Origin of the sequence: Erythrobacter longus, assembly GCF_000715015.1 — a bacterium.
In the GTDB taxonomy this organism is placed as follows: domain Bacteria; phylum Pseudomonadota; class Alphaproteobacteria; order Sphingomonadales; family Sphingomonadaceae; genus Erythrobacter; species Erythrobacter longus.
Genome location: NZ_JMIW01000007.1, coordinates 125882 through 150022, shown reverse-complemented (window position 1 = coordinate 150022; position 24141 = coordinate 125882). Strand labels below are relative to the sequence as shown.

22 protein-coding genes are annotated in these 24141 nt (G+C 57.5%); 12 read left to right on the top strand and 10 right to left on the bottom strand.

The window, feature by feature from the left end:
- Nucleotides 1-19 precede the first annotated feature (19 nt).
- The 3 genes from gltB to EH31_RS14560 form a co-directional block, all read right to left on the bottom strand.
- Nucleotides 20-4660: a glutamate synthase large subunit gene (gltB, locus tag EH31_RS14570; RefSeq protein WP_034961879.1), complete on the bottom strand. Its 4641-nt coding sequence runs from the start codon at nt 4658-4660 to the stop codon at nt 20-22.
- A 242-nt stretch (nt 4661-4902) separates the two neighbouring features.
- On the bottom strand, nt 4903-6123 hold the full coding sequence (locus EH31_RS14565; RefSeq protein ID WP_034961638.1) for a hypothetical protein: 1221 nt from the start codon (nt 6121-6123) through the stop codon (nt 4903-4905).
- A gap of 45 nt (nt 6124-6168) precedes the next feature.
- Nucleotides 6169-7434 carry a TIGR04063 family PEP-CTERM/XrtA system glycosyltransferase gene (locus EH31_RS14560; protein WP_034961635.1) on the bottom strand — a complete coding sequence of 422 codons (1266 nt, stop codon included), beginning with the start codon at nt 7432-7434 and terminating at the stop codon, nt 6169-6171.
- Nucleotides 7435-7498: 64 nt separating this feature from the next.
- On the opposite strand from EH31_RS14560, the gene EH31_RS17755 reads away from it, so the two are divergent.
- The 4 genes from EH31_RS17755 (at nt 7499) to EH31_RS14540 (ending at nt 10994) form a co-directional block, all read left to right on the top strand.
- Nucleotides 7499-7702 carry a hypothetical protein gene (locus tag EH31_RS17755; protein ID WP_034961633.1) on the top strand — a complete coding sequence of 68 codons (204 nt, stop codon included), beginning with the start codon at nt 7499-7501 and terminating at the stop codon, nt 7700-7702.
- Complete coding sequence (locus EH31_RS14550; RefSeq protein WP_081853435.1) at nt 7699-9117, top strand: DUF5935 domain-containing protein; 1419 nt, start codon at nt 7699-7701, stop codon at nt 9115-9117. Before EH31_RS17755 ends, EH31_RS14550 begins: the two co-directional genes overlap by 4 nt.
- 138 nt (nt 9118-9255) lie before the next feature.
- A complete protein-coding gene (locus EH31_RS14545; RefSeq protein ID WP_034961631.1) occupies nt 9256-9705 on the top strand; it encodes a MaoC family dehydratase in 450 nt (149 codons plus the stop codon).
- Nucleotides 9706-9812: 107 nt separating this feature from the next.
- Nucleotides 9813-10994 carry an acetyl-CoA C-acyltransferase gene (locus EH31_RS14540; RefSeq protein ID WP_034961628.1) on the top strand — a complete coding sequence of 394 codons (1182 nt, stop codon included), beginning with the start codon at nt 9813-9815 and terminating at the stop codon, nt 10992-10994.
- Nucleotides 10995-11074: 80 nt separating this feature from the next.
- Here EH31_RS14540 and EH31_RS14535 read toward each other — a convergent pair whose 3' ends face one another.
- Nucleotides 11075-11800, bottom strand: coding sequence for a transglycosylase domain-containing protein (locus EH31_RS14535; protein ID WP_034961626.1), 726 nt, complete (start codon nt 11798-11800; stop codon nt 11075-11077).
- Between the two features lie 110 nt (nt 11801-11910).
- Between EH31_RS14535 and EH31_RS14530 the strand changes: the two genes are divergently transcribed.
- Nucleotides 11911-12516 (top strand): DUF4126 domain-containing protein, encoded by a 606-nt coding sequence (locus EH31_RS14530; protein WP_034961624.1) that lies wholly within the window; start codon nt 11911-11913, stop codon nt 12514-12516.
- A gap of 9 nt (nt 12517-12525) precedes the next feature.
- Here EH31_RS14530 and EH31_RS14525 read toward each other — a convergent pair whose 3' ends face one another.
- Nucleotides 12526-12918, bottom strand: coding sequence for a hypothetical protein (locus EH31_RS14525; RefSeq protein ID WP_206742042.1), 393 nt, complete (start codon nt 12916-12918; stop codon nt 12526-12528).
- Between the two features lie 214 nt (nt 12919-13132).
- Complete coding sequence (locus tag EH31_RS14520; protein WP_034961875.1) at nt 13133-14368, bottom strand: polyhydroxyalkanoate depolymerase; 1236 nt, start codon at nt 14366-14368, stop codon at nt 13133-13135.
- Between the two features lie 295 nt (nt 14369-14663).
- Here EH31_RS14520 and EH31_RS14515 point away from each other — a divergent pair, with 295 nt between their 5' ends.
- The 4 genes from EH31_RS14515 to EH31_RS14505 all read left to right on the top strand — a co-directional run bounded on the left by EH31_RS14515 (nt 14664) and on the right by EH31_RS14505 (nt 17836).
- A complete protein-coding gene (locus EH31_RS14515) occupies nt 14664-16394 on the top strand; it encodes an ABC transporter transmembrane domain-containing protein (RefSeq protein ID WP_241765952.1) in 1731 nt (576 codons plus the stop codon).
- 64 nt (nt 16395-16458) lie between these two features.
- Nucleotides 16459-17316, top strand: a complete 858-nt coding sequence (locus tag EH31_RS14510) for an undecaprenyl-diphosphate phosphatase (RefSeq protein ID WP_034961619.1) — start codon at nt 16459-16461, stop codon at nt 17314-17316.
- A 75-nt stretch (nt 17317-17391) separates the two neighbouring features.
- Complete coding sequence (locus tag EH31_RS17665) at nt 17392-17583, top strand: hypothetical protein (RefSeq protein WP_161782155.1); 192 nt, start codon at nt 17392-17394, stop codon at nt 17581-17583.
- Between the two features lies 1 nt (nt 17584).
- Complete coding sequence (locus tag EH31_RS14505) at nt 17585-17836, top strand: hypothetical protein (RefSeq protein WP_241765946.1); 252 nt, start codon at nt 17585-17587, stop codon at nt 17834-17836.
- On the opposite strand, the gene phhA is transcribed toward EH31_RS14505, so the two are convergent.
- The gene (gene phhA, locus EH31_RS14500; protein WP_034961616.1) at nt 17833-18771 is read right to left on the bottom strand and encodes a phenylalanine 4-monooxygenase; all 939 of its coding nucleotides are present in this window, start codon (nt 18769-18771) and stop codon (nt 17833-17835) included. The genes EH31_RS14505 and phhA overlap by 4 nt on opposite strands.
- A gap of 55 nt (nt 18772-18826) precedes the next feature.
- Between phhA and ppk2 the strand changes: the two genes are divergently transcribed.
- The 3 genes from ppk2 to EH31_RS14485 are packed head-to-tail and all read left to right on the top strand — an operon-like array spanning nt 18827 to nt 20815.
- Nucleotides 18827-19603 (top strand): polyphosphate kinase 2, encoded by a 777-nt coding sequence (ppk2, locus tag EH31_RS14495; RefSeq protein WP_034961612.1) that lies wholly within the window; start codon nt 18827-18829, stop codon nt 19601-19603.
- 57 nt (nt 19604-19660) lie between these two features.
- Nucleotides 19661-20578, top strand: coding sequence for an SPFH domain-containing protein (locus EH31_RS14490; protein ID WP_034961610.1), 918 nt, complete (start codon nt 19661-19663; stop codon nt 20576-20578).
- A 24-nt stretch (nt 20579-20602) separates the two neighbouring features.
- On the top strand, nt 20603-20815 hold the full coding sequence (locus tag EH31_RS14485; protein ID WP_034961607.1) for a type II toxin-antitoxin system antitoxin: 213 nt from the start codon (nt 20603-20605) through the stop codon (nt 20813-20815).
- Here EH31_RS14485 and EH31_RS14480 read toward each other — a convergent pair.
- From EH31_RS14480 to EH31_RS14470, 3 genes are read right to left on the bottom strand one after another with little or no spacing between them, the layout of a single operon-like run.
- Entirely contained in the window at nt 20812-21660 is an 849-nt protein-coding gene (locus EH31_RS14480; protein WP_034961605.1) for an HTD2 family dehydratase, read from the bottom strand. The genes EH31_RS14485 and EH31_RS14480 overlap by 4 nt on opposite strands.
- The gene (locus tag EH31_RS14475; protein ID WP_034961603.1) at nt 21657-22895 is read right to left on the bottom strand and encodes an acetyl-CoA C-acetyltransferase; all 1239 of its coding nucleotides are present in this window, start codon (nt 22893-22895) and stop codon (nt 21657-21659) included. Before EH31_RS14475 ends, EH31_RS14480 begins: the two co-directional genes overlap by 4 nt.
- Nucleotides 22895-24139: a CoA transferase gene (locus EH31_RS14470; protein ID WP_034961601.1), complete on the bottom strand. Its 1245-nt coding sequence runs from the start codon at nt 24137-24139 to the stop codon at nt 22895-22897. The genes EH31_RS14475 and EH31_RS14470 overlap by 1 nt, the downstream gene beginning before the upstream one ends.
- Nucleotides 24140-24141 lie beyond the last annotated feature (2 nt).

Here is a 24141-nt window from a genome sequence, read left to right as displayed (position 1 = left end):
TCTCTTTATTCCCCGGTCTTTATTCGGCCGCCACACTTGCCGCTTCAAGGCGCTCTGCCTCGATTGCTTGCAAAGCGCGTTTGTAATCGGTCGGCATGACCTTCACGAATTTGGTGAGAGCATTGTCCCAGTCAGCCAGAAGATCAGCGGCGACCTTGCTCCCGGTATGGAGCTGATGGCGCTCTACCAAGATACGCAGACGCTCTGCATCGTGACGCAGCATATCGCCCATGCCAAGGTCGTTGACAGAGCGGGTGCGCTGGCTTGGCCGGCCTGTTCCCTCGTCGACGTCGGCTTCCGAAGAAATTGGCACAAGCTCGACCTGAGCGTGGTTTACCAGCTGCGAGAAGTCGCCGGCCGCATCATAGACATAAGCCACACCGCCGCTCATGCCCGCTGCAAAGTTGCGTCCCGTTTTGCCAAGCACGACGACAACGCCGCCCGTCATGTATTCGCACGTGTGATCGCCAGTACCCTCGACGACGGCAATTGCGCCCGAGTTGCGAACCGCAAAGCGCTCTCCGCCAACGCCTGAGAAGTAAGCCTCGCCCGAGATCGCTCCGTAGAGGACGGTGTTGCCGACGATGATGTTCTCATTCGCCGCGCGTGGCGCGTTCTCTGGCGGACGCACAATAATGCGCCCCCCCGACAGCCCCTTGCCGACATAGTCATTGGCATCGCCGACCAGATCAAGCGTCACCCCATGTGCAAGCCATGCGCCAAAGCTTTGGCCGGCAACACCCGTCAGGTTGATACGAACCGTGTCCACCGGCAGGCCTTCATGCCCATAAATCTTGGCGATTGTGCCAGAAAGCATGGTGCCAGCGGTGCGGTTGACGTTGCGGATCTCGTAATTGAGCTCCACCGGCGTCTTGGCGCTGATCGCCTCGCTCGCATCGGCGATAAACTTGTTGTCGAGCGCTGCATCAAGACCGTGGTCTTGAGTCTCGGTGTGGTTGAGAGGGGTGCCTTCGGGAAGCTCTGGTGCGTAAAGCAGGCGATCAAGATTGATCCCGCGTGCTTTCCAGTGGCGATGCATCCGGGTCATGTCGAGACGGTCGACCCGGCCAACCATTTCCTCAACCGTTCGGAAGCCCATTTCGGCCATGATTTGGCGCAGCTCTTCGGCAACGAAGAACATGTAGTTGACCACGTGCTCAGGCTGTCCAGTGAAGCGCGCGCGCAGCACAGGGTCCTGTGTCGCTACGCCAACGGGGCAGGTGTTGAGGTGGCATTTGCGCATCATGATACAGCCAGCTGCGATCAGAGGCGCGGTGGCAAAGCCGAATTCGTCAGCGCCCAGAAGCGCGCCGATGGCGACATCGCGCCCGGTGCGAAGCCCGCCATCAACCTGCACCGCGATGCGCGAGCGAAGGTCGTTGAGAAGCAGTGTCTGCTGCGTTTCGGCAAGCCCGATTTCCCAGGGGGAGCCTGCGTGCGTCAGCGAGGTCAGAGGCGATGCGCCTGTCCCGCCGTCATAGCCCGAAATCGTGATATGATCGGCTTTCGACTTCGACACACCAGCGGCAACCGTGCCCACGCCCACTTCGGAGACAAGCTTCACCGAAATGCGCGCAGATGGCTGCACGTTTTTAAGGTCGTGGATCAACTGCGCCAAGTCTTCGATTGAGTAAATGTCGTGGTGCGGCGGCGGGGAAATGAGGCCCACACCCGGCGTCGAGTGACGCACCGCGCCAATGCGCTTGTCGACCTTGTGACCCGGCAATTGCCCGCCTTCGCCCGGCTTTGCGCCTTGCGCCATCTTGATCTGAATATCGTCAGAGTTTGCAAGATATTCAGCCGTCACACCAAAGCGGCCCGAGGCCACCTGTTTGATGCGGCTGCGCATCGAATCGCCGTTTTCGAGTGGTTGGAAGCGGAACGGTTCTTCGCCTCCTTCACCCGTGTTTGAGCGCCCGCCAATGCGGTTCATCGCAATCGCCATGGTCGAGTGCGCTTCGTGGCTGATCGAGCCAAGGCTCATAGCGCCGGTAGAGAAGCGTTTGACGATTTCGGACGCGGGTTCGACTTCATCAAGCGGAAGCGGTTGGTCCGCTTTCTTGAACTCCATTAGCCCGCGGATTGACAGGAGCCGCTCATTTTGATCGTTTACGCTTTTGGCAAACTCTTCATAGTTTGCGTGATTGTTCCCGCGCACAGCGTGCTGCAATTGTGCGACGTTTTCCGGCGTCCAGGCGTGCTCTTCACCGCGCAGACGGTATTGGTAGATGCCGCCCACATCGAGCATCCCCTTGTAGAGCGGATTGTCGCCGTACGCTTGCGCATGGCGGCGGATTGCCTCCTCGGCGACCTGGTCGAGACCAACACCTTCAATGGTCGTGGCGGTGCCAGTGAAATACTTCGCGACAAATTCAGACGACAGCCCAACCGCGTCAAAAATCTGCGCGCCGCAGTATGACTGATAGGTCGAAATGCCCATTTTGGACATGACCTTGCGAATGCCCTTGCCCACCGCCTTGATGTAATTCTGCTGAACTTTCTCTGGGCTAAGCTCTGAGTGCTTCTTGGCGCGAATATCTTCCAGCGTTTCGAACGCGACATAAGGGTTGATCGCTTCTGCGCCGTAGCCTGCAAGCACGCAGAAATGGTGCACTTCGCGCGCTTCGCCGGTTTCAACGACGAGGCCCGTTTGCATCCTGAGGCCTTGACGCACGAGGTGATGGTGCACCGCTGCTGTCGCCAAAAGCGCTGGCATCGGAATGCGGTCCTCACTTTGTGCGCGGTCAGAGATTACGAGGATGTTCTGGTCTTGCAGCACCGCTTCGGTTGCGGCCCAGCACATTTCCTTGATTGCCATCTCAAGGCCCTCAGCCCCGGTGCTGGCATCCCAAGTCATGTCAACCGTCGTGCAGCGAAACGCGCCGTCCAAAACCGCTTCGACCGAGCGGATTTTGGCCAGGTCATCATTGGTGAGGATCGGCTGTTCGACTTCCAGGCGCTTGTGCGTACCTGCATCATGACCAAGCAAGTTGGGGCGCGGGCCGATCATCGAAAGAAGGCTCATCACCAGTTCTTCACGGATCGGATCGATCGGCGGGTTGGTGACCTGCGCAAAGTTCTGCTTGAAATAATCGTAGAGCAGCCGTGCTTTGTTCGACAGCACCGCAATCGGCGTGTCGGTTCCCATCGAACCGATAGGATCATCGGCATTCACCGCCATGGGCTCCAGGAATTTTGTCACATCTTCCTGAGTGTAACCAAAGGCTTGCTGGCGCTGGAGGAGGGATGTCTCCGAGACCAGAACCTCGGAAAGCTCAGGCTCAATCTCAACGATATCGGCAAGCTTATACTGCGCTTGCTTCAGCCAATCGGCATAAGGCTCCGCCGTCGCCAAATCAGCTTTGAGCTCTTCGTCTTCAACGATGCGGCCTTCTTCAAGGTCGATCAGGAGCATTTTACCCGGTTGCAGGCGCCATTTGCGAGTGATGTCTTCCTCAGCAAACGGCAAGACGCCGCTTTCCGAGGCAAGGCACACAATGTCGTCCTTGGTGACGCAGAAACGCGCCGGGCGAAGGCCGTTGCGATCCAATGTTGCACCGATTTGGCGGCCATCGGTAAAACACACGGCTGCTGGACCATCCCATGGCTCCATCAATGCCGCATGGTATTCATAAAATGAACGCAGTTGAGGGTTCATCTGCTCGTTCTTGCCCCAGGCTTCCGGGACAAGCATCATCATCGCGTGGGCAAGCGAATATCCGCCTGCAAGCAGCAATTCCAACGCGTTATCAAGGCAGGCTGTATCCGATTGCCCATGGGGGATGATAGGCCACATCTTATCAAGGTCAGGCCCGAGAAGATCGCTCTCCATCGTGCGCCTGCGCGCATTCATCCAGTTCACATTGCCGCGAACGGTGTTGATCTCGCCATTATGCGCAATCAGCCGGAATGGGTGCGCCAAACGCCAGCTTGGGAAGGTGTTGGTCGAGAAACGCTGATGCACAAGGCCCAGCGCCGAGATGCAGTCAGGATCGCGCAAGTCATCGTAGAAGCTGCGCACTTGCTCACACAAGAGAAGGCCCTTGTAGACAATCGTACGGCTGGAAAAGCTCGGTACATAAAGGTCGGTGAGGCCGGGAAGCTCGTGCTTCTCGGCGAGTTTGGCGAGCGGGTTCTGCACCTGCTTGCGGATCACGATAAGCTTTCGCTCAAATGCGTCCTGATCCTCGCAATTTGCGCCTTTGCCGATGATCGCTTGTTGGATCACAGGCATCGAATCGATCACAGCCTTGCCAAGGCCATCCATCGTTGTCGGCACATCGCGCCAGCCAAGGAAGACCTGACCTTCTTTGGCGGTAAACTTTTCAAACTGTTCGGTGACAAAGGAGCGCGCCGCCTCGTTCTGCGGCATGAAACACATCGCAACGCCGTATTCGCCGGGCTGCGGCAGGTTCACATCGTGCTTACCCGCCCACTTGCGATAGATCGGGTCAGGGATCTGCATGAGCAGACCCGCTCCATCGCCCAGCAACGGATCAGCGCCCACCGCGCCCCGGTGGTCAATCCGCTCCAGAATCTGAAGCGCTTGCTCGATAATGGCATGACTTTTCTCACCCTTGATATGGGCGACCATGCCTACTCCGCAGGCGTCATGTTCATTTACCGGGTCGTAGAGACCCTGGGAATCGGGGTATCCCATGGCGAGGTTCCAATCTGTCAGATGCCACTGCTCGAAGGCTTGTGCGCGAAGCTTCCCGCAGCGGCGAGTATAATCGAAGCCAGGCATCGTAATGCCCGCGCTCCGTTTGAAACTCTATGGCAGATGGAATGGATATATTGCAACCGCGAAGGCTGAAATTTTATGTCGCCGAGGTCGAAGTTTTGGTTGTTTTACGCAAGGCCACTTGCAAAAAACGCGCAATCTTAGCCAAAATTGCCCGATTAAGCTGCTCCGCGAAGGTCTTGCAGCCGTGCCAGGGCGCTGCGCAATTCCTCTTCGGTTTGGCCAATCACATTGTCGTTTGAACGCGCGCGCGTGCCTTGATCAAATCCGCGCTCTGTAAACAGGGACAGCGCTTTGAGAGCTTGGGCCAAAGCAGCTTCGCGGGTGGCTTCGCCATGAACGGCGCGTGCACGCTCTTGTGTTTGGTGTTCATGCAGAGCGCCGGCGAAACGCTCAACCATTTCGACAAGGCTCAGGTTTTCCGCAGGCTTCTGGCGCAGTTTTTCCAGAGCATTTTCCGGGTTCTTTGTGACCGTTGCATCAGCAGGTTCAGGCGAAAGGACGGTCTTTGCAGAGTTTTCTTCAACCCAAACGCCATTGCGCTCTGGCAGCGATGCAAATTCGCTCAGATCAAGTGCGCGCGGCTTTTGGTTGCGTACCATGGTTCCGACGTGTGCGTCTTGAGCCGTTAGTGGAGTTTGAACAGAGTCTGGAGTTTGCGCTGCTTCGCAGGTTGCGCCCTCGCACGATTCGATCAAAGCGTCCTTGAAGTGTTTGCGGGTAAAGGCCCACTCGCCTTTTGCATTGCGAGACGCTTCATCCCCGAAGTCCTCTGGCGCTTCGATATCGTAGCCGCGCTGTGCCAATTCCCCGAGCTTGGGTTCACGTTGACTGAATTCGTCTCCAGCCGCATCGCCTACTTGTTCGAATGCTGGGTCTGCGTCCTCCACTTCAGAAAACTCAGACGAACCGTGCGAAGGGGTTTCTTCAAGCGGGGCATCAAGGCTTTCGCTGCCCAGATCAGCGGCGGGATTGATCGGTTGAAGTTCGCGCGATTTGAGTGCGAAGACAAGGCCGCCTTCGCCATCCATCAGTTTTGTCCGGTGTGACAACGCGCTGGCAACAATATAGCCAAGCAGAGCGCCAGCAAGACCGAACCCAACCGCAAGGATGATACGCATCATAAGCAATGGGAGGTAAATTCCGGTCAGGGAAGAAACGCGAGCAATTGGCTGGTCAGGAAGAACTGCGGTCATCAAGGCAAGCAGCAAGCCGCCCCAGATCGTCACCATCGGCACGAAGGCGCGGTGTTTGGGAACAGATAGAAATGAAGAGGCCTTGCGCGCGCTGCTCTTTTGTTTGCGCGGCGCAGACTTGCCGTTTTCTACGGCCTCAGCGTGCTGACGGACAATTTTGCCGATGTGATTGCTCGATTGCATTGCGCTTTTTGCCTTCTTTGGGCCCTTTGGCGCTTATGTTTCGCCTTAGGCCTGTAACCCCTGGTCGCGGCCCACCGGTTGCGATGAGCCTGCGTCTAGGCTCTGAGCTAAAAGGATATGGTAAACATCGAGATAACGCCGCGCATTCAAATGCCAGTCGTGGCGTGTCTGCACGTGTTTAAGGCCATTTTCGCGCAAAGAGCTCCATTCCTCACGCCGCTCAAACAGATCGGCAAGAGCCTCAGCGCAGGCGGCCGGATCGTCAGGTTCAAACAAGACGCCGGTTTCGCCGTGAGTGATAAGCTCGCGGTGACCCCCGACGTTGGAGGCTGCGACCAACCGTGCTTGCGCCATCGCCTCAAGCGGCTTTAGCGGAGTGACTAGGTCGGTGAGACGCGAGGCTTTGCGAGGATAGGCAAGCACGTCGATCAATGAATAATACCGCTCCACCTCATCGTGAGGGACGCGGCCTGTGAAGATCACCGCTTCGGGTTCGGGAAGGGCGCTTGCCGCTGTGCGCCACTGTTTGTCCATATTGCCAGCACCCACAAGGAGGAGCCGCGCATCGGGATGCGATTGGCGCAAAAGAGGCATCGCCGCGATCAAATCATCGACGCCCTCATAATCATAGAAACTTCCGATGTAGCCGATGACAGGGGTTTCAGGGGAAAGCCCAAGGTCGCTTGCGAGGGCTTCATCGCGCGCAGGCGGCTCTCCAAACAGGGTAAGGTCAACGCCATTAGGCATCACGCCGATTTTGCCGCCGGGTATGCCGCGCTCAATCAAATCATCGCGAAGGCCGTTGCAAATGGTGAATACGGCATCGGCGCCTTGCGCGATTTGCGTTTCAAGCCGCCGGGTGAGGCGATATTTCATCGACCCTTCGCTGCCGGTAAGATTGCCAACGGCTGCATCTTCCCAAAAGGCGCGGATCTCATAAACGAACGGCACGCCGAGCTTGCGCGCGGCACGCATCGCGCCGCCGCCACAAAGTGCAGGGGAATGTGCATGGATCACATCCGGGCGCCATTCTTCAGCGAGCTCTAGGATTGCATCCTTCAAGGCTGCCATTTCGCGAAACTCTGCCACACCCGCAGGGCCCTTTGGTGTGCCCGGTGTGCGGTGGAAGGTGAGCCCATCAAAGGTCTCGGTTCCCTCAGCCCAGTTCGCCTCATTATTGTGACGCTGAGACGTGATACCGCGCACTTCCAGGCCCGCCGCCTCTTGCGCCTTCAAAATAGCGCGCGTGCGAAAGGTGTAGCCGCTGTGCAGAGGGAGCGAGTGGTCAAGGACGTGCAGAATTCGAGTCATAGCAGGCGCTTTAAACCAATTGTGCTTAACGCTGCGTCAACCGCATTGCGGTAGTGCGTCGCATATGATCGACTATTTCGCTCTCGCTTTAGGGCATGGCCTGCTTGTGCTTGCATTCTTGCGGCTGGTTGTTCGCGACAATCTGGATATCGATCCTGCGATCACTCAGATGAAAGAAGCGGCTCAGGCGAAAAAACCCAAAACGCGGGCCAATCGGCGAAAGGTCGAGGCACCTTCTGCGCATGAAGAGGGTGCGCCCAAGCCATGATCGATTTCGTCTTCCTCGCCTTTATCGGCTTTGTTTTGGCTCTGGGTTTGAAGCGTCCTTATTTGTGGGTGTTGCTGTATGTCTACATCGACATTCTTGCCCCCCAGCTGATCGGTTATGGCGTTATCCAAAGCGTGCCGGTTTCGCTGATCGCATTTGGCGCGGCCTTTGTCGGCTGGGTCTTGTTCGACCGCAAAGAGGGTGCGCGTTTCTCCTTGCGCCAGGGCCTTCTTCTGGCCTTGCTCGTCTGGTGTTTTATCACTCTCCAATTTGCCGATTTCCCCGAGGAAGCGGCGACCAAATGGGATTGGGTGTGGAAGGCAATGGTTTTTGCCATCTTCCTTCCCTTCACCGTGACGACACGGGCCCGGATCGAAGCGCTCGCGCTTACCTTGGTGCTCACTGTTGGGATGATCGTGATCTCAACGGGTATGAAAACGGTGCTGGGCGGAGGTGGATATGGCAGCCTTAAATTCTTCGTCAAAGACAACAGCGGGATTTACGAAAGCTCGACGCTGGCAACGGTGGCGATTGGCTTGATCCCGGTGATCATATGGTTCACCCGGTTCGGCACCATTATAAAGCCACACTGGTCGGTCACCGCCTTTGCGGTCGCCTTATGCTTTGCCTGTTTGATGATTCCCATCGGGACCGAAGCGCGCACCGGCCTTGTGTGTATCGCAGCCCTGGGCATATTCTTGCTTCGCTATACCGAAAAACGCCTCATGTTTATCGCCGCAGCCCCTGTGCTGGGCCTGATGGCGCTGCCCTTCTTGCCGCAGAGCTACTACGACCGCATGGCCACCATTGCTCAACCGGGCGGCGATGAAAGCGCATCTACCCGGATGCAGGTGTGGAAGTGGACCATCGATTACGCCTCTGAGAACCCTATGGGCGGCGGGTTTGACAGCTATCGTTCCAACTCCTTCACCTACACCATGCCGGTCAAGGAGCAGAACGGGAACACCACCACAACGCAATACCGCGCAGTGACCGATGAGGCGCGCGCCTTCCACTCGTCTTTCTTCGAGCTATTGGGAGAGCAGGGTTATCCCGGCCTTATTCTTTGGCTTCTCTTACACGGGCTAGGCGTCCTCCAGATGGAGAAGACTTACCGGCGGTGGAAGGGCAAAACGGATGAAAGCGAGGCGTGGATTTCGCCGCTCGCGGCCGCCTTGCAGATTGCCAGCCTCATCTACCTCATCGGCGCGACCTTCCAGGGGATCGGGTATCAGCCGGTGATGCTTATGATCGTAGGACTTCAAATCGGGCTTTATTCCTACGTCACGAGGCTTGATTCGGCCAAGCGTGAAGCGTCTGCAGATCGCGCCAAGCCGGGCTCTCGTGCGCGCTCTGGTGATGGGGAACAGGCAAAGCGCGGCCCCCGCAAAAGACGCGGTGCCGTAACGGCATAGCGCCAAGCCCCCTTCCTCCCCTCGCTTTATCGTTGCGTTTGGGCCTTTCGCCTGCCATTACGCCGACCGACTTAACGTAAACGTAAACCATGCGAGCGCGTTCGAACGCACATCGCTTTAGGGAAGGGAGCCACGCACATGACACCTCAAGATCTGGCCGCCAAAACTGGCGAAAACATCGGTACTTCGGAATGGGTCGAAATGACTCAGGAAAAGGTCAACATGTTTGCCGATGCAACCGGCGATCATCAGTTCATCCATATCGACGAAGAAAAAGCCAAGATGACCCCGTTCGGCGGCACCATCGTGCACGGCTTTATGACCTTGTCGATGATCCCCTATCTTGGCGCGAACAGCGACACGCCGAAGATTGATGGTGTAAAGATGGGCGTGAACTATGGCGGCAACAAAACCCGCTTCATCGCGCCTGTTCGCGTTGGAAAGCGCATTCGCGGCCATTGGAAACTTCTCGAAATGGTCGAAAAACGCCCCGGTCAGTGGCAGCAAACCGCCGAAATCACCATCGAGATCGAGGGCGAGGAAAAGCCGGCTTTGATCTGCGAATGGATCACCATGCTTTTCGTTTGAGGAATTTCTGAGTCCCTGCGCAGGCAAGGACCTTCCTCGACCGATCACCAAGTTTCAAAAAACCCCCGCCTTTGCGGGGACACGCCTTAGAAAAGGACACCCCCATTATGTCACGTGACGCAGTCATCGTCTCCACCGCTCGCACCCCAATTGGGCGCGCTTACAAAGGCGGGTTTAACGCCACTCCGGGCGCAACGCTCGGCTCCTTCTCCTTCGCAGCAGCGGTCGAACGCTCTGGCATCGATGCAGCAGAAATCGACGATGTGGTTTGGGGCGCAGTGCTGACCCAGGGCACGCAGGCTGGCAACATCGGTCGCCAGGTCGCTCTTCGCGGCGGCGCGCCAACTTCAGTTGCTGCGCAAACCATCGATCGTCAGTGTTCATCGGGCCTTATGGCTATCGCGACGGCTGCCAAGCAGATCATTGTGGACGGAATGGACGTTGTCGTTGGCGGTGGTCAGGATTCCATCTCGATGGTCCAGACCCCTGAAATGCGCGTGGCTCCCGATCCCTCGTTGATCGCTATGCACAAGGATGTTTACATGCCCATGCTCGGCACCGCTGAAACGGTCGCTGCGCGTTACAACGTCAGCCGCGAGGCGATGGACGAATACGCTCTGCAATCGCAAATGCGCACTGCCGCTGGTCAGGAAGCTGGTCACTTCGATGCCGAAATCGTGCCTGTGACCACCACCATGATGGTGAAAGACAAGGCAACCGGCGAAGTCAGCAGCCAAGAAGTCACCATCACCAAGGACGAAGGCAACCGTCCTTCAACCACATTGGAAGGTCTGCAAAGCCTCCAGCCGGTCATGGGTCCGAACATGACCATCACCGCCGGTAACGCATCGCAGCTTTCCGATGGTTCCTCCGCCAGCGTGTTGATGGAAGCCAAGGTTGCTGAGCAAAAGGGCCTCGAACCACTGGGTCGTTATGTTGGTATGGCGGTTGCGGGCACTGAGCCTGACGAAATGGGCATTGGTCCTGTCTTCGCTATTCCAAAGCTTCTCAAAGCCAACGGCCTTACCATGGACGATATCGGCCTTTGGGAACTCAACGAAGCGTTTGCTGTGCAGGTTCTTTACTGCCGCGACAAGCTTGGCATCGACAACGATATCCTCAACGTCAATGGCGGCTCGATCTCGATCGGTCACCCTTACGGCATGACGGGCGCACGTTGCACCGGCCACGCGCTTATCGAAGGCAAGCGCCGCGGCGCGAAATACGCGGTTGTCACCATGTGTGTCGGCGGCGGCATGGGCGCAGCGGGTCTTTTCGAGATCTTCTAAAGCTCGTCACTTTTGGAATAATAGGGGAGCGCTAGACGTTGGTCTTTGCGCTCCCTTCTTCCCTGTCCAACCAATGCTGGCTATAATTCTGGGTCGTACTCGCTACAGCCCAGTAGCAAAACGTCTGCATGGTTTTCGGGCTGGCATTTGCCGTCAAGCAAGGCGGTAATCCTTGCAATGCGGCGCAGCATAGTCCGCTCCAAAGGTGCCTTGGGGTTCCAGCTAGCGCGGTAATGGATGCCGGCCACCAGGACGATCATCTCATCGCGGGTGAGCGCGCTTATCTCTTTGTCAAACAGCGTCTGCGCGGCACTTGATGGTGATGAGAAAAACGCGCTTTCGACGCTGCCGTAGCGCAGGTCGCTAAGGTAGAAGGCCATGATCTTTTCCTTTGAAAGCGTCTCTTCGATGCCTCTCGTCCACCCTTTGCGATATTCGGCCACGCTTTCGCCTGCGGGGACAAGGATATCATAGCGCGTCGCCACTTCCTGCGTCAGCGTGGTGGGTCCGGCTCCGGGGGTTTGCGTGTCGAAGCCATTGTGCTGTGCGAAGTTCGGGTCTTCAACGGCGATGATCATTTCCACAAAAGCGGGCGTATCGACCTCATCAAGGCGGTTGTCTCTTGCCATTGAAGCGGCGAGAGATTTCGCCGAAGCCTGCGCATCAATGGTTTGCACCCACGCGTTGTATTCCCCCTCTGACATTCCCTTATCGAGCCAGGGTTCCGGCTCTGAACAGGCCGACGCAGCGAGTGTGGCGGCAAACACCGTAACAATTGTGAGCGAGCCGCATGAAAAGGTTTTCATGCGGATAGTTGTTCGCAAGTGCGCCATGCAGTCAACCCAAAAGGCTGGCTAGCGGCATCAAATTTCATTGGCGGCTTGCGCCCGCTGCTTGAGCGTAGCAGACTGGAAATATGGGGATCATCGAAATCATCGGCATCGCTGGCAGCGTAAGCCTGCTTTCGGGCTGGCGACTTTACCTGTGCGTGTTTGCAACCGGGCTTGCGATGCGATTGGACGCGCTGCCTGTGCCTGAACATCTCGCCAGCCTTGGCGTTCTGGAAAATCCATGGGTGATGGGGATCGCAGCCTTTGGAGCCTTGGCCGAGTTTTTTGCAGACAAGGTTATGTGGCTCGATTCGTTGTGGGACACACTGCATACTTTGGTGCGCCCGGTGGGAGGGGCACTGCTGGCGCTTGCGATTGTCGATCCGTCTGATCCGGCGATGCAGGTGATTGCTTTCCTTTTGGGAGGAGGGGCAAGCTTCTTGGCGCATGGCGGGAAAGCCTCGGCGCGCGCCGTTGTAAACACATCGCCAGAACCGGTTAGCAATGTGGCCGTGTCTGCAACCGAAGATGTCGCCACCATCGGCCTGCTTTGGCTGGCTTACGAATATCCTTTCGCCGCAGCAGGCATCGCTGCATTCCTTATCGTGCTGGTAACCGGCCTCTTGTGGATGGCGCAGAGGATTATCAAACGTCTGTTTTTCCGCAGCCCAAAAGGCGTTCCAGAAGGATAAGTCGGCGGCTTAATTGCCCCCCGATGCCTGCCCTTCATTGCTGGTATCGGCGACCATATTGCCATCAAGGCCTTTGACCACAGCGGCTTGCATGGGCCGGTTGAGCTTGGTGTGATCTTCGCTTGGGCCAAGCAGGCCGCTTACAAATTCGACCATCTGGCTAACCATGCCGCGTTCTTCGGCCGGTTTAATCCGAACTGTTTTGCCAGACTCAACCACTACAAAGTCATCGCCGCGCACCAGAACCGCGTTGGCAGAGCTGCTGGTTTTGACAAGATCGCCGACCTGCAACTGAGTGCCTTGCGCACCGTAAAGCGATTTGTCGCCGCGAATGACGGAAACCTGCCCATCGGCCTCAGAAATGCTCCAGCCGGAGTTTTCAGCCAAGGCTGCGCTCCCCATGCAAAAGGCCGCTGCTATGCAGACTGCTTTGGAAATTGGCGCTTTGGAAAACCGGATCATCATTGCCCCCATGGCTCAGTATCGAGTGAGAGGGTGACCTTAAGGCTAAGGGCTTACCCGTGGCTTTGAACTTATGCTTAAATCCGGGTAAAGGTGTTCCAGTTCAGAGGTTTGCGCATTTCGCCTTTGCGAACGACCTCATGGGTATGGGTTTTCAGGAATGCTGGACCACAAATTCCTCAACCACGGGCGCAACTTTTGTGCGCCAACGGCTGCCGTTGAAAATGCCATAGTGGCCCGCGCCCTCGGCCATGAAGTAACGCTTCTTGTCCTCGTCCAATCCGGTGGCGAGCTTCAAAGCGGCTTTGGTCTGGCCCAGACCTGAAATATCGTCGCGTTCACCTTCGATCGCGAGGAGCGCGGTGTCGGTGATCTGGGTAAGATCAACCACTTCGCCTTTATGCTCGAATGTGCCGTTCGGGATTGAGTGTTTCTGGAACACTTCTTCGACCGTTTGAAGGTAAAATTCTTCGGTCATATCGCACACGGCGCGGTATTCGTCGTAGAAATCCTTGGTCGCCTGCGCGCTAGCATCATCGCCCGTGGTAAGGTGTTTGAACATCTCATAATGGCTCATCATGTGGCTCTGCAGGTTCATGCTCATGAACGCTGAAAGCTGCATAAAGCCGGGATACACCTTACGCCCAGCACCGCGATATTGCATTGGCACAGTCGCGATCACCGATTGGCGGAACCATTCAATCGGGCGGTTCATTGCGTGGTCGTTGACCGAAGTGGGGCTTTCGCGCGTGTCGATTGGCCCGCCCATCATGGTGAGCGTCGCAGGAGTTCCAGGCGATTTGTGCTGGTTCATCAGCGCAGTCGCCGCAAAGGCAGGGACCGACGGCTGGCAAACGGCCAGCATATGGGGGCGCTGGCCGGGGGTCACTTGCTCGATATATTCAAGGAATTCGATGATATAATCGATGTAATCATCAAGGTCGAAGGAGCCTTCGTGCACCGGCACCGTCTTTGCATCAGCCCAATCGGTGATATAGACTTCGTGGCTTTGAAGCATCCGCTCAACCGTTCCGCGAAGGAGCGTGGCAAAGTGGCCGCTCATTGGAGCTACGATCAGCATTTTGGGACGGTTATCGTCCACCCCATCAAGGCGAAAACGCTTAAGATCACCAAAGGGACGGTTCATCACCGTTGCTTCGATCACCGGATAAATCCGGCCATCCACGTCGACCTCGGTAATGCCAAAAGCGGGCTTGCTGTAAGGAGCCGTCGCATGGGCGAACACGTCGAGCGCATTGGCTGTCATCGTACCCAGGCCCAATTTGGACCATGGGTTTGCTGGATGCGTCAGCATTTCTGAGCTCATTGAAGCAACCGTGCTCACTGAATTGAGCCAGCTGCGCTGGATTTCATAAGCTTTGTAAAGCATGTTTGGCCCGTCCGTTTTTTGGGCGCGCGACCCCATCACGCGGTGTTTTATAGATCCGTTACATGGGCATTGGCAGAATATTGTGCAATGCACAATAACCGACTTGCGCATTCAAGCCCCAACTTTTAGCGCTTTTAGAGGTGAAATTTGTATTCATCACGCCTACGTGGGGCTCAGTATGAGTGGGCAGATAACAACCGAACAGATCAGCGACGGCGAATTGAAGGTGAACCTTGGGGGCGAAAATGACGCTCTCGAGGAGGCTTCAAAGTCGCGTTCGCTTGCGCCATTGAAAATGGTTTACCGCGAGGCGGCGAAATATCCGCGCGAGGTGATCTTTGCGCTGATCGCTTTGTCTGTAACGGCGGCAGGCACGCTTGCGATCCCTGCGGCGATCCAACTGATTGTGGACCGCGGGTTTGGCACTGTCGAAGAAGGCACCGAAATCGCGCGCTGGTTCAGGTATCTGGGCATGATCGTTGTGGTGATCGCTCTTGGTACAGCCGCGCGGTTTTACTTTGTGAGCTGGATCGGGGAGCGCGTTGTCGCCGACATCCGGCGCAAGGTGCACCGCAATCTGCTGCGTTTGTCGCCCGCTTTTTACGAAGAAAACTCGCCCAAAGAAATCTCCAGCCGGATGACGTCTGACACGGCGATCATTGAAACGGTCGTCGGGACCACGGTTTCTGTTGCCTTGCGCAATGTGTTCTTGGGTATCGGCGGCACGATTTACCTGTTCTATCTGCTGCCCAGCTTCACCATCTGGTTGGTGGTGGGCATTCCGGTGATGGTCTTGCCCATCGTCATCTTTGGCCGCCGCATCCGCACCATCTCGCGCGACAGTCAGGACCGCGTGGCTGACGTTGGCGCTATGGTGACCGAAGTGCTTTCCGCGATGAAGATCGTCCAGAGTTTCGGGCAGGAAACCCGCGAGTCTGATCGGTTTGGTGATGCGGTAGAGCGCACATTCAATACGGCCAGAAAGCGCATCATTTTGCGCGCGGTGATGACGTCCATCATTATTTTCGCGCTGTTTGGTTCGATTGTCTTCCTGCTGTGGCGCGGGGCAGAGGCGGTATCGGTTGGCGAGATGACGTCTGGCACGCTCCTCGCATTTCTGGTGGGCGCGATGATTGTAGCGGGTGCGTTTGGCGCTTTGACCGAAGTGTATGGCGACCTTTTGCGGGGCGCTGGCGCGGCGAGCCGTTTGGCAGAGCTTCTCGAAACCGAGCCTGTGATCGCGCCGCCTGCGCGCCCCGAACAATTGCCGAGCCCTGCGCGCGGGAGCCTCTCGTTTCGGAACGTCACTTTCCGTTATCCAGCAAGGCCCGAAGACACCGCGCTCAATGATTTCAACCTTGAGATCGAGCCGGGCGAAACCATTGCGATTGTCGGGCCGTCTGGTGCAGGTAAATCGACGATCTTCCAACTGGTTGAACGTTTCTATGACCCGCAAGGGGGCACGATCCGCTTGGACGGTGTGCCTTTGACCAAGGCGGACCCGGCTGATGTTCGCCAGCGCCTTGCTTTTGTACCGCAGGAAGGCGTCCTGTTCAGCGCGAATGCCCGCGATAATCTTCGTTATGGCAATTGGGGAGCAAGCGATGAAGACATTTGGGACGCGGCGCGCGCTGCCAATGCTGAAGAGTTTTTGAAAGCGCTCCCCCGAGGGCTCGACACTTATCTTGGCGAAGGGGGTACGCAATTGTCGGGCGGTCAGCGTCAGCGTGTGGCGATTGCGCGCGCGCTTCTTCGTGATGCGCCGATCCTGCTCCTTGATGAAGCGACCAGCGCACTGGACGCACAATCCGAGCAATTGGTGCAAAGCGCGCTGGATGAACTAATGAAGGACCGCACCACGCTTGTGATCGCGCACCGTTTGGCGACCGTGCGCGCCGCGGACCGGATCATTGTGCTCGATCAGGGCGTCATCGCTGAACAGGGCACACACGCAGAGCTTTCCGCTGCCGGGGGGCTTTATTCGCGCCTTGCCAAGCTGCAATTTGCAAGTAATCAGGCGGCCTGAAGTGGTCCTCTGCGTTCAAGTGCAATTGACTTAAACCGCGCAGCGTGGCCATGACGATCACGATATGACTCTTCTCCAATTGCTCATCATTGCCGTGGTGCAAGGGATCACCGAGTTCCTGCCGATTTCGTCGTCAGGCCATCTCATTTTGATCCAGTTTTTCACCGGCTATCCCGACCAGGGCCCGCTGATTGATGTGGCGGTTCATGTGGGCTCTTTGCTCGCGATCATCGTCTATTTCTTCAAAGATGTGCTGGTCTTGGCGCGTGGTGGTTTTGCCAGCATCGGGGTAGGTGCAAAAGCGCCCAATGCTCCGCAAGAGCGGCGATTGTTCTGGTGGATCGTGCTTGGCACCATCCCGGCGGTTGCCTTTGGCCTGTCGATCAAAATGGGCGTTTTCAACGGTATCGCGAGCGGCATTTTCGGGGTCGAAATTATCGATGGTGATCTGATGGCGTCGATCCGTTTCACCGACCTCATCGCCTTCAACTTGATTTTCTACGGCATCCTCTTGGGGCTTGCTGACAAGGTGGGGCAGGAAGTCAAAGAATTTGAAGATATGAGCTGGCGCGATGGCCTTATCGTGGGGCTTGCACAGGCGCTTGCGATCATACCGGGCACGTCGCGTTCGGGGGTCACCATGACCGCTGCGCGCTTCCTTGGGTACAAGCGGGTGGAAGCAGCACGCTTCTCGTTTCTCCTGTCGATCCCAGCGGTCGCGGGGGCAGGCGTTTTGATCGTGCCGGAGATTTTCGATGCGGGGATGGAGCTGGCGCTCGATGCGCTTATCGCAGGCGCGCTTACCTTTGTGGCGGCGTTTGCGACCATGGCGTTCTTGATGAATTTCCTAAAGCGGGCCTCGATGATGGTTTTTGTACTTTACCGGGTGGCTATGGGCGTCGGGCTGCTCTATTTCTTCTAAGACCTCAAACCCATAGGCAGCGCGATCGAGGTTTGAGTCAAAATGGCTCAGTGCAAGGAGAAAAGGCGCAGGAATATGTCAATATTTCAAAACTTTTGGACGCTGCGATGGGCCATTTTGGCCAAATCCGTTCCGGACATCCCAATGGCTTTGCTCTCGAACCGGAGCCTGCTTGAAAAGGCAATAAGCCTTCCCGTCGCAGGCTTAGGCCCGATAGCTGTGCCATTGGGATGCCTCGACCGCGCTGCCTATGGGTCTGAGGTCTGACATGGCACTTATCCTCCTCTTCAACATTGGCGCTCTGCTGGGCTGGCTTGGTTCTATCGTTTTGCGGCTTGATGAGCCTGGCGCGGTGTTGCGCATGATGCTGGTCGGGATTGTCGCTAGTCTGACCGCTGGCCTCCTTGCCAACGGCGGCACGTTCCTGGGCTCGCTTAGCCTGTTGGGGTTTGGTGCTGGCGTGGGCGTCACATTGCCCGCAATTGTTGGCTATTACGCATTTGCCACTCGCCAGGCTTAGACGGGGGCTGCCCCAGAGCCGCGACCACCGCGAAGGTGGTATTCCAAAGTGCCCTTATTGATCACATTATCGACGTCAATGACGGCGGAATTAGCGTAGGTGAAACCCGGCGCGAGGTTGCGATAGAGCCGATCAAAATCGCGCTCCACCGTCTGGCGATAAAGATCTTCAAAGCTTTCGATCACAAAATATGTCGGTTGAAGATCGCTGATTACATAATCGGTGCGCATGACCCGGTCGACATTGAGCATGATGCGATTGGGGCTCTTGGCCTCGACCGCAAACTTTGCCTCGGTTGGCCCCGATAGAATGCCAGCACCGTAAGCGCGAATGCCGTCTGCCTCTTCGATGAGGCCAAATTCGACCGTGTACCAATAGAGCGCGCCCAATGATTTGAGCCGATTATACCGCATCGCCTTCCACCCAGCGCGGCCATATTCCTGCATATAGTCCGCAAACACAGGGTCGGTCAGCATCGGCACGTGGCCAAAGACATCGTGAAAGACATCGGGTTCTTGAATGTAGTCAAACGTCTCACGCGTGCGGATGAAATTGCCTGCTGGAAAGCGGCGGTTCGCAAGGTGCCAGAAGAATACATGATCGGGGATCAGCATCGGCACGGGGATGACGCTCCATCCGGTAAGCTTGCCCAATTCTTCCGACAACTCGCCAAATTCCGGGATGCCGCCACGCGAAAGGTCGAGCTTGTCGAGTCCCGCCAGAAAGGCGCTCGCCGCGCGTCCGGGGAGGACCTCCATCTGGCGCTTGAACAAATCATCCCACACCTGATGATCTTCGCTCGAGTAATCGGTTTGCGCAGGCTCAATCCAATCCTCGCCCACATGCGCAGGCTTTGCGAGTGGAGCGGTGAACACATCGGCTCCCAACTCTGGAAGTGCGGTGTAATCGGTGTCAGGATGCGCTTTTGTGGCCATAAAGTATCATTTGATACTACTGACCCACTAACGCAAGCACAATAAGGGGCAATCCATGGCGCTTAAGGGCAAAGAATACCGCGAACTTCTGGAGCCGATGACCGAAGAACTGGTGGGCATGGCGCGCTGGGCGCGGGCGACGGGCGCGCGGATTGTCGTGATCTTTGAAGGGCGCGATACGGCGGGCAAGGGCGGCGCGATCAGAGCGGTTCGCGACAAGCTGAACCCGCGCCAATGCCGCACGGTGGCGTTATCCAAGCCGAGCGAAGAAGAGCAGACGCAGTGGTATTTCGAGCGTTATGTAAAGCACCTTCCCCATGCAGGCGAAATCGTGCTGTTTGACCGTTCGTGGTACAACCGCGCAGGGGTTGAACGGGTGATGGGGTATTGCACCCAAGAGCAGGCAGAGGCGTTTTTGACGGTCGCCCCGACGTTCGAGAAGATGCTCACTGATGATGGCATATTGCTGTTCAAATACTGGCTTACCACCGATCAGGACCGTCAGGAGGAACGCCTTAAGGAGCGAGGCGAGGATCCACTGAAGCGTTGGAAACTGTCGCCTGTCGATCTGGCAGCGCGGGAGAAGTATCAGGCATACACTGATGCGCGCGAGGCAATGTTGAAAGCAACGCACACGGACCACGCACCCTGGACCCTGGTTGATTTCAACGACCAGAAGGGCGGCCGGCTCACGCTAATCCGCGACCTGCTCGACCGCATGCCCGATATGCACATCGAACCTCCAAAGATCGATTTTCCTGACCTTGGGCATGAGCCCTATGCGGAAAGCTATGGCGTGATCGAGCCGATCAAGGATTATCCGATAGATTGACAATTCCGCGACTTCGATATAAATATGATATCATAATTATATCGAAGGAGTTTCTCTATGTCTGGTCACTCTGTGCCTATGACGTCGAGCCGGGAGAGAGCCGGTTCTGCCTACAATGGCTATCTCATGCTGGCGATCTTCAGCGCTATCACATTGGCGGTGGTCTTTATGATCATTGGTGCGATCCCGCCCGAAGGCGCGGCCAAATCGGTCAAGTTGGCCTTTGTCGGGACGCTCGTCACAGGCGCGCTTGCAGTGCTGTTCGGCCTTATCGGTTTCTTTATGATCCAGCCCAATCAGGCGGCTGTCATCACCCTGTTTGGCGAGTATCGCGGGACGGTGCGCAAGGAGGGCCTGCAATGGGTTTGGCCATGGATGATCAAGCAAAAGGTCAGCGTTCGCGCCCACAACATCCATTCCGAAAAGGTCAAGATCAACGACCTGCGCGGCAACCCGATTGAGGTTGCCTGCAACGTGGTCTGGCGCGTTTCGGACACCGCACAGGCCGTGTTCGACGTCGATGATTACAAGGAATTTGTGAACATCCAGATCGAAGCGGGCCTTCGCACGGTAGGCGCGCGCCATCCATATGACGATATGTCTGATGACGACAAAACCACCCTTCGTGGCAGCGCCGATGTGGTCAACGCCGAGCTTCGCGAAGAGCTGAACGAGAGGCTCGCCGTAGCAGGGATCGTGGTCGATGAAGCGGGCCTTACCCACCTTGCCTATGCACCCGAAATCGCAGGCGCGATGCTGCGCCGCCAACAGGCAGACGCGGTCATCGCGGCGCGCAAGAAGGTGGTTATCGGTGCGGTTTCAATGGTCGAGGATGCTTTGGCCAAGCTTTCACAAGATGGCATCATCGACCTTGATGACGAGCGCAAAGCCGCCATGGTCTCCAACCTGATGGTGGTCCTGTGCGGTGACCGCGAGGCGCATCCGGTGGTCAACACGGGCACACTTTATCAGTAACCTGCAAACCTGAAGGAGGCAGCGATGGCTGCACCCTCAAACAAACCGCCTGGAAAAAAGGCATACGCATTGCGGCTCGATCCGGCGGTTCACGCTGCGGTCGAGCGGCTCGCGGGCGCGGAATTGCGGTCTGCCAATGCGCAGATCGAGATGCTTTTGCGCGAGGCGTTGGAGGCGCGCGGGATCAAGGTGGAGAAGACCAAAACGCCAAGACGCGGGCGGCCACCCAAGAGCTAGAGCTGCGCGCTGGCCTTGGTGATTTGCCGCCCGTCGCTGGCAAAGGCGCCCAGTTCAAAGCCGTCTTCGCCTTTGCGCATCACGAGATTGAGCGCATCACCTGCAATCGCTGGCGAGACACCTCTAAAGGCAAAGTGGCGCAGGCGGTTGTCGCCAAGTTCGCTTGCCGCCAATTGCAGGAGCAGCGAAGCGCTGAGCGGGCCGTGCACCACAAGCCCGCGATACCGTTCAACCGCGCTCGCATAAGGTGCATCATAGTGGATGCGGTGCGTGTTAAATGTCAGCGCCGAATAGCGGAACAGCAGGCGCTCATCGGGCACGATAAGGCGGTGCGCGTCCCACTCGCTTGCATCGAAAACGCCTTCTCCCGGTTCAGGTGGGCTCAGCGGCGCATCAGCAGCAGCGGCCTCGCGGTAGACGAGCGTCTGTGTTTCGCGCACCGAAAGCGTACCATTGGCCTTGGTCTCATGCTCGACATTGACGAAAGCAAGCTTGCCGGAACCCCCCTCTTTCTCAGCTATCGAGGCAACCCTGCTGGTGCGCTCAACCACGGCTCCAATGGCGATGGGAGCGATGAAGCGAATATCACTCGACGCCCACATCCGGCGCGGCATTTGGAACGGTGGAAGGAAGCTATCGGGGCTCTCATCACGGGCCGGGTGGCCATCTTCACCAAGCGCGGCGGTCCGCGCGTCAGGGGTACACAGCGCGAGGTGGATACCTTGCGGCATGATCCATCGCTCAGGAACGTCGATGTTGAATGTCGCGCACCACTGCGTCGCGGTTTGCGGGGTCAGCGTATCGTGAGACTTTTGCTCACGCCCGATCCAGTCGTCGAAACTCATGTCGCTCTCTCGAATACTGCGGCAATCCCCTGACCACCGCCAATGCACATTGTCTCCAGTGCGTAGCGAGAACCGCGTCGGTGCATTTCGGCTGCCATATCGGCAAGAATACGCCCACCGGTCGCCCCAATCGGGTGACCAAGCGAGATGCCTGAGCCGTTTACGTTGAGGATTTCGCGGCGCGTATCGTCCTCGCTCCAGCCCCAGCCTTTGAGGACGGCGAGCACTTGCGGGGCGAAGGCTTCGTTGACTTCGACAAGGTCGATATCGTCCCAGCTGTATCCGCGCCGCTCAAACAGTCTTTCGGTCGCAGGGACAGGCCCGATCCCCATGCGCGACGGGTCGCAGCCCGCCGCGGCCCATCCGCCAAACCAGAGCGACGGGGTAAGGCCCAGTTCTTCAAGCTTGTCCTCTGCCACGACAAGGCACGCAGCAGCCGCATCGTTTTGCTGGCTCGCATTGCCAGCAGTAACGATTGCCTCGGGGTCACGTTTCCCGTCAATGGCGCGCAATTGGCCCAGCGTTTCCATCGAAGCGTCTGAGCGGAAACCCTCGTCACGCGCAAAGGTTACCGGATCGCCGCGACGCTGAGGCACATCAACGGGGACGAGGTGATCGTCAAACTTGCCCGCTTCCCATGCGGCGGCGGCATTCTGGTGCGAGCGCACGGCGTAAGCATCGGCCTCCTCGCGGGTGATGTTGTAGTCTTTGGCCAAGTTCTCAGCTGTTTCGATCATGCCGGTTATGATGCCGAAACGCTCTATTGGCTGGCTCATCAGGCGGCCTCGCGAGAGGCGATCATGCAGCGTGATATCGCCCATCCGCGCCCCGCCGCGCCCTTGCAGCGTGTAGTGCTCGACATTGGACATGCTCTCACATCCGCCTGCGACCACCACGTCTGCCATGCCCGTCTCAACCATCATTGCCGCATTGGCGACCGCTTGCAGCCCTGACCCGCAACGGCGATCAAGCTGGTAGCCGGGAACTTCGAGCGGAAGGCCAGCGGCGAGCCATGACCAGTGTCCAATCGCAGGCGCTTCCGCGTTGCCATAACCTTGGGAGAAAACCACGTCATCGACGCGCTCCGGGTCGATGCCGCTACGCTCGACCAGTGCCTTCAAGATGATCGCGCCAAGCTCGCCAGCGTTCAGGCTGGAAAGCCCTCCGAGGAACTTGCCGACGGGTGTGCGAAGGGGAGAAACGATGGCGGCGCGCCGGGGTGATGAGTGGCTCATTAGCGGTTCCTGTAATCGGCGTTTTCATCGGACAGAGCAACGGTCCCTGCATCAATCAGCTTGGCGATTGCGCCAGAAGACAGGCCCAGTTTCTCGGCCAGCACTTCTTCAGAATGCTGTCCAAGGAAGGGCGCAGGGGCGGGGTTGCCTGCCTCATGTTCTGGCATATTCGCAAAAGAGCGCGTGGCTGGATATTCAAAGCCCGATGGGTTGGCAGGCGAGGGCCCAAAAAGCGGGTTCTGCGTCACAAGCACCGGGTCGTTTGAGGCCTCGTGATGCGAACGGTATTTTTCAAACGTACAGCCTTCTGTTGCCATGCGCCCGGAAAGTGTCTCGTAATCATAGGTTTGCGCCGCGGCTTGAAACAGGTCGAACAGCCGGTGGCGGTTTTCGAAGCGGGGGCGGTCGCCAGCGTTGAAATCGACGCCCAGTTCAGCTTCGAGCGCGGCAATTCCGTCTGCAACACCAAACGCAGCAACAAGGCCCGTCCATTGCTTGGGCGTGAGCGCTGCAACCATAAAGCGGGTGCCGCATTTCGTCTGGAAATCGCGCCCAAACGCACCCCAGATCGCATTGCCAAGCCGCTCTCGGTCGGACCCGCGATAGAGCATTTCGGCCATGGTGCCCGAATTGGCGAGCGTCCCGATTGCGACATCACCCAAAGGCACGCGCATCTCGCTCCCTTGTCCGGTCACCCCGCGGTTGTGGAGTGCGGTCATCAAGGCAAATGCGGAATAAGCGCCAGTGATAAAATCCCACGCTGGCAGTGGCTGGCTGATCGGCAGAGCGGTTTCAGGGTCCCATTCCTCTGGCCCCGTCATCAGCGGGTATCCAGCAGCGGCATTGACGGTGAAGTCCATCGCCTGACGCCCATCGTGCCAACCCATGATGCGCACACTAATCATGTCGCTTCGTTTGGCCTCCATCGCAGCGTGGCTGAGGAAGCTTTTTTCGGGCAGATTGGTGATGCACTGACCGGTTTTCGCAGCAAGCTCGACGCATAGTTCGCGCCCCTCGCCGCTGCGCAGGTCCAGGGCGACCGACTTCTTTGCGCGGTTCAGGTTCTCCCAAGAGAGCGAGCGGCCCTCTTTGGTCAGCATATAGCGGTCGTAATCAAGCCCGCCCGCCTTGTGGTCCACGCGGATGACTTCCGCGCCCATTTGCGCGCAATAAAGGCCCGCTGTTGGCGAAGCGACAAAGCTCGACACCTCTACAATCGAGAGGTCGTTTAGGAGTTGGTACATAT

Coding starts and splice junctions, on each gene's coding strand:
- gltB (WP_034961879.1), bottom strand. CDS start 4,660: ATGGGATACCCCGATTCCCAGGGTCTCTACGACCCGGTAAATGAACAT.
- EH31_RS14565 (WP_034961638.1), bottom strand. CDS start 6,123: ATGCAATCGAGCAATCACATCGGCAAAATTGTCCGTCAGCACGCTGAG.
- EH31_RS14560 (WP_034961635.1), bottom strand. CDS start 7,434: ATGACTCGAATTCTGCACGTCCTTGACCACTCGCTCCCTCTGCACAGC.
- EH31_RS17755 (WP_034961633.1), top strand. CDS start 7,499: ATGATCGACTATTTCGCTCTCGCTTTAGGGCATGGCCTGCTTGTGCTT.
- EH31_RS14550 (WP_081853435.1), top strand. CDS start 7,699: ATGATCGATTTCGTCTTCCTCGCCTTTATCGGCTTTGTTTTGGCTCTG.
- EH31_RS14545 (WP_034961631.1), top strand. CDS start 9,256: ATGACACCTCAAGATCTGGCCGCCAAAACTGGCGAAAACATCGGTACT.
- EH31_RS14540 (WP_034961628.1), top strand. CDS start 9,813: ATGTCACGTGACGCAGTCATCGTCTCCACCGCTCGCACCCCAATTGGG.
- EH31_RS14535 (WP_034961626.1), bottom strand. CDS start 11,800: ATGAAAACCTTTTCATGCGGCTCGCTCACAATTGTTACGGTGTTTGCC.
- EH31_RS14530 (WP_034961624.1), top strand. CDS start 11,911: ATGGGGATCATCGAAATCATCGGCATCGCTGGCAGCGTAAGCCTGCTT.
- EH31_RS14525 (WP_206742042.1), bottom strand. CDS start 12,918: ATGGGGAGCGCAGCCTTGGCTGAAAACTCCGGCTGGAGCATTTCTGAG.
- EH31_RS14520 (WP_034961875.1), bottom strand. CDS start 14,368: ATGCTTTACAAAGCTTATGAAATCCAGCGCAGCTGGCTCAATTCAGTG.
- EH31_RS14515 (WP_241765952.1), top strand. CDS start 14,664: ATGGTTTACCGCGAGGCGGCGAAATATCCGCGCGAGGTGATCTTTGCG.
- EH31_RS14510 (WP_034961619.1), top strand. CDS start 16,459: ATGACTCTTCTCCAATTGCTCATCATTGCCGTGGTGCAAGGGATCACC.
- EH31_RS17665 (WP_161782155.1), top strand. CDS start 17,392: ATGTCAATATTTCAAAACTTTTGGACGCTGCGATGGGCCATTTTGGCC.
- EH31_RS14505 (WP_241765946.1), top strand. CDS start 17,585: ATGGCACTTATCCTCCTCTTCAACATTGGCGCTCTGCTGGGCTGGCTT.
- phhA (WP_034961616.1), bottom strand. CDS start 18,771: ATGGCCACAAAAGCGCATCCTGACACCGATTACACCGCACTTCCAGAG.
- ppk2 (WP_034961612.1), top strand. CDS start 18,827: ATGGCGCTTAAGGGCAAAGAATACCGCGAACTTCTGGAGCCGATGACC.
- EH31_RS14490 (WP_034961610.1), top strand. CDS start 19,661: ATGTCTGGTCACTCTGTGCCTATGACGTCGAGCCGGGAGAGAGCCGGT.
- EH31_RS14485 (WP_034961607.1), top strand. CDS start 20,603: ATGGCTGCACCCTCAAACAAACCGCCTGGAAAAAAGGCATACGCATTG.
- EH31_RS14480 (WP_034961605.1), bottom strand. CDS start 21,660: ATGAGTTTCGACGACTGGATCGGGCGTGAGCAAAAGTCTCACGATACG.
- EH31_RS14475 (WP_034961603.1), bottom strand. CDS start 22,895: ATGAGCCACTCATCACCCCGGCGCGCCGCCATCGTTTCTCCCCTTCGC.
- EH31_RS14470 (WP_034961601.1), bottom strand. CDS start 24,139: ATGTACCAACTCCTAAACGACCTCTCGATTGTAGAGGTGTCGAGCTTT.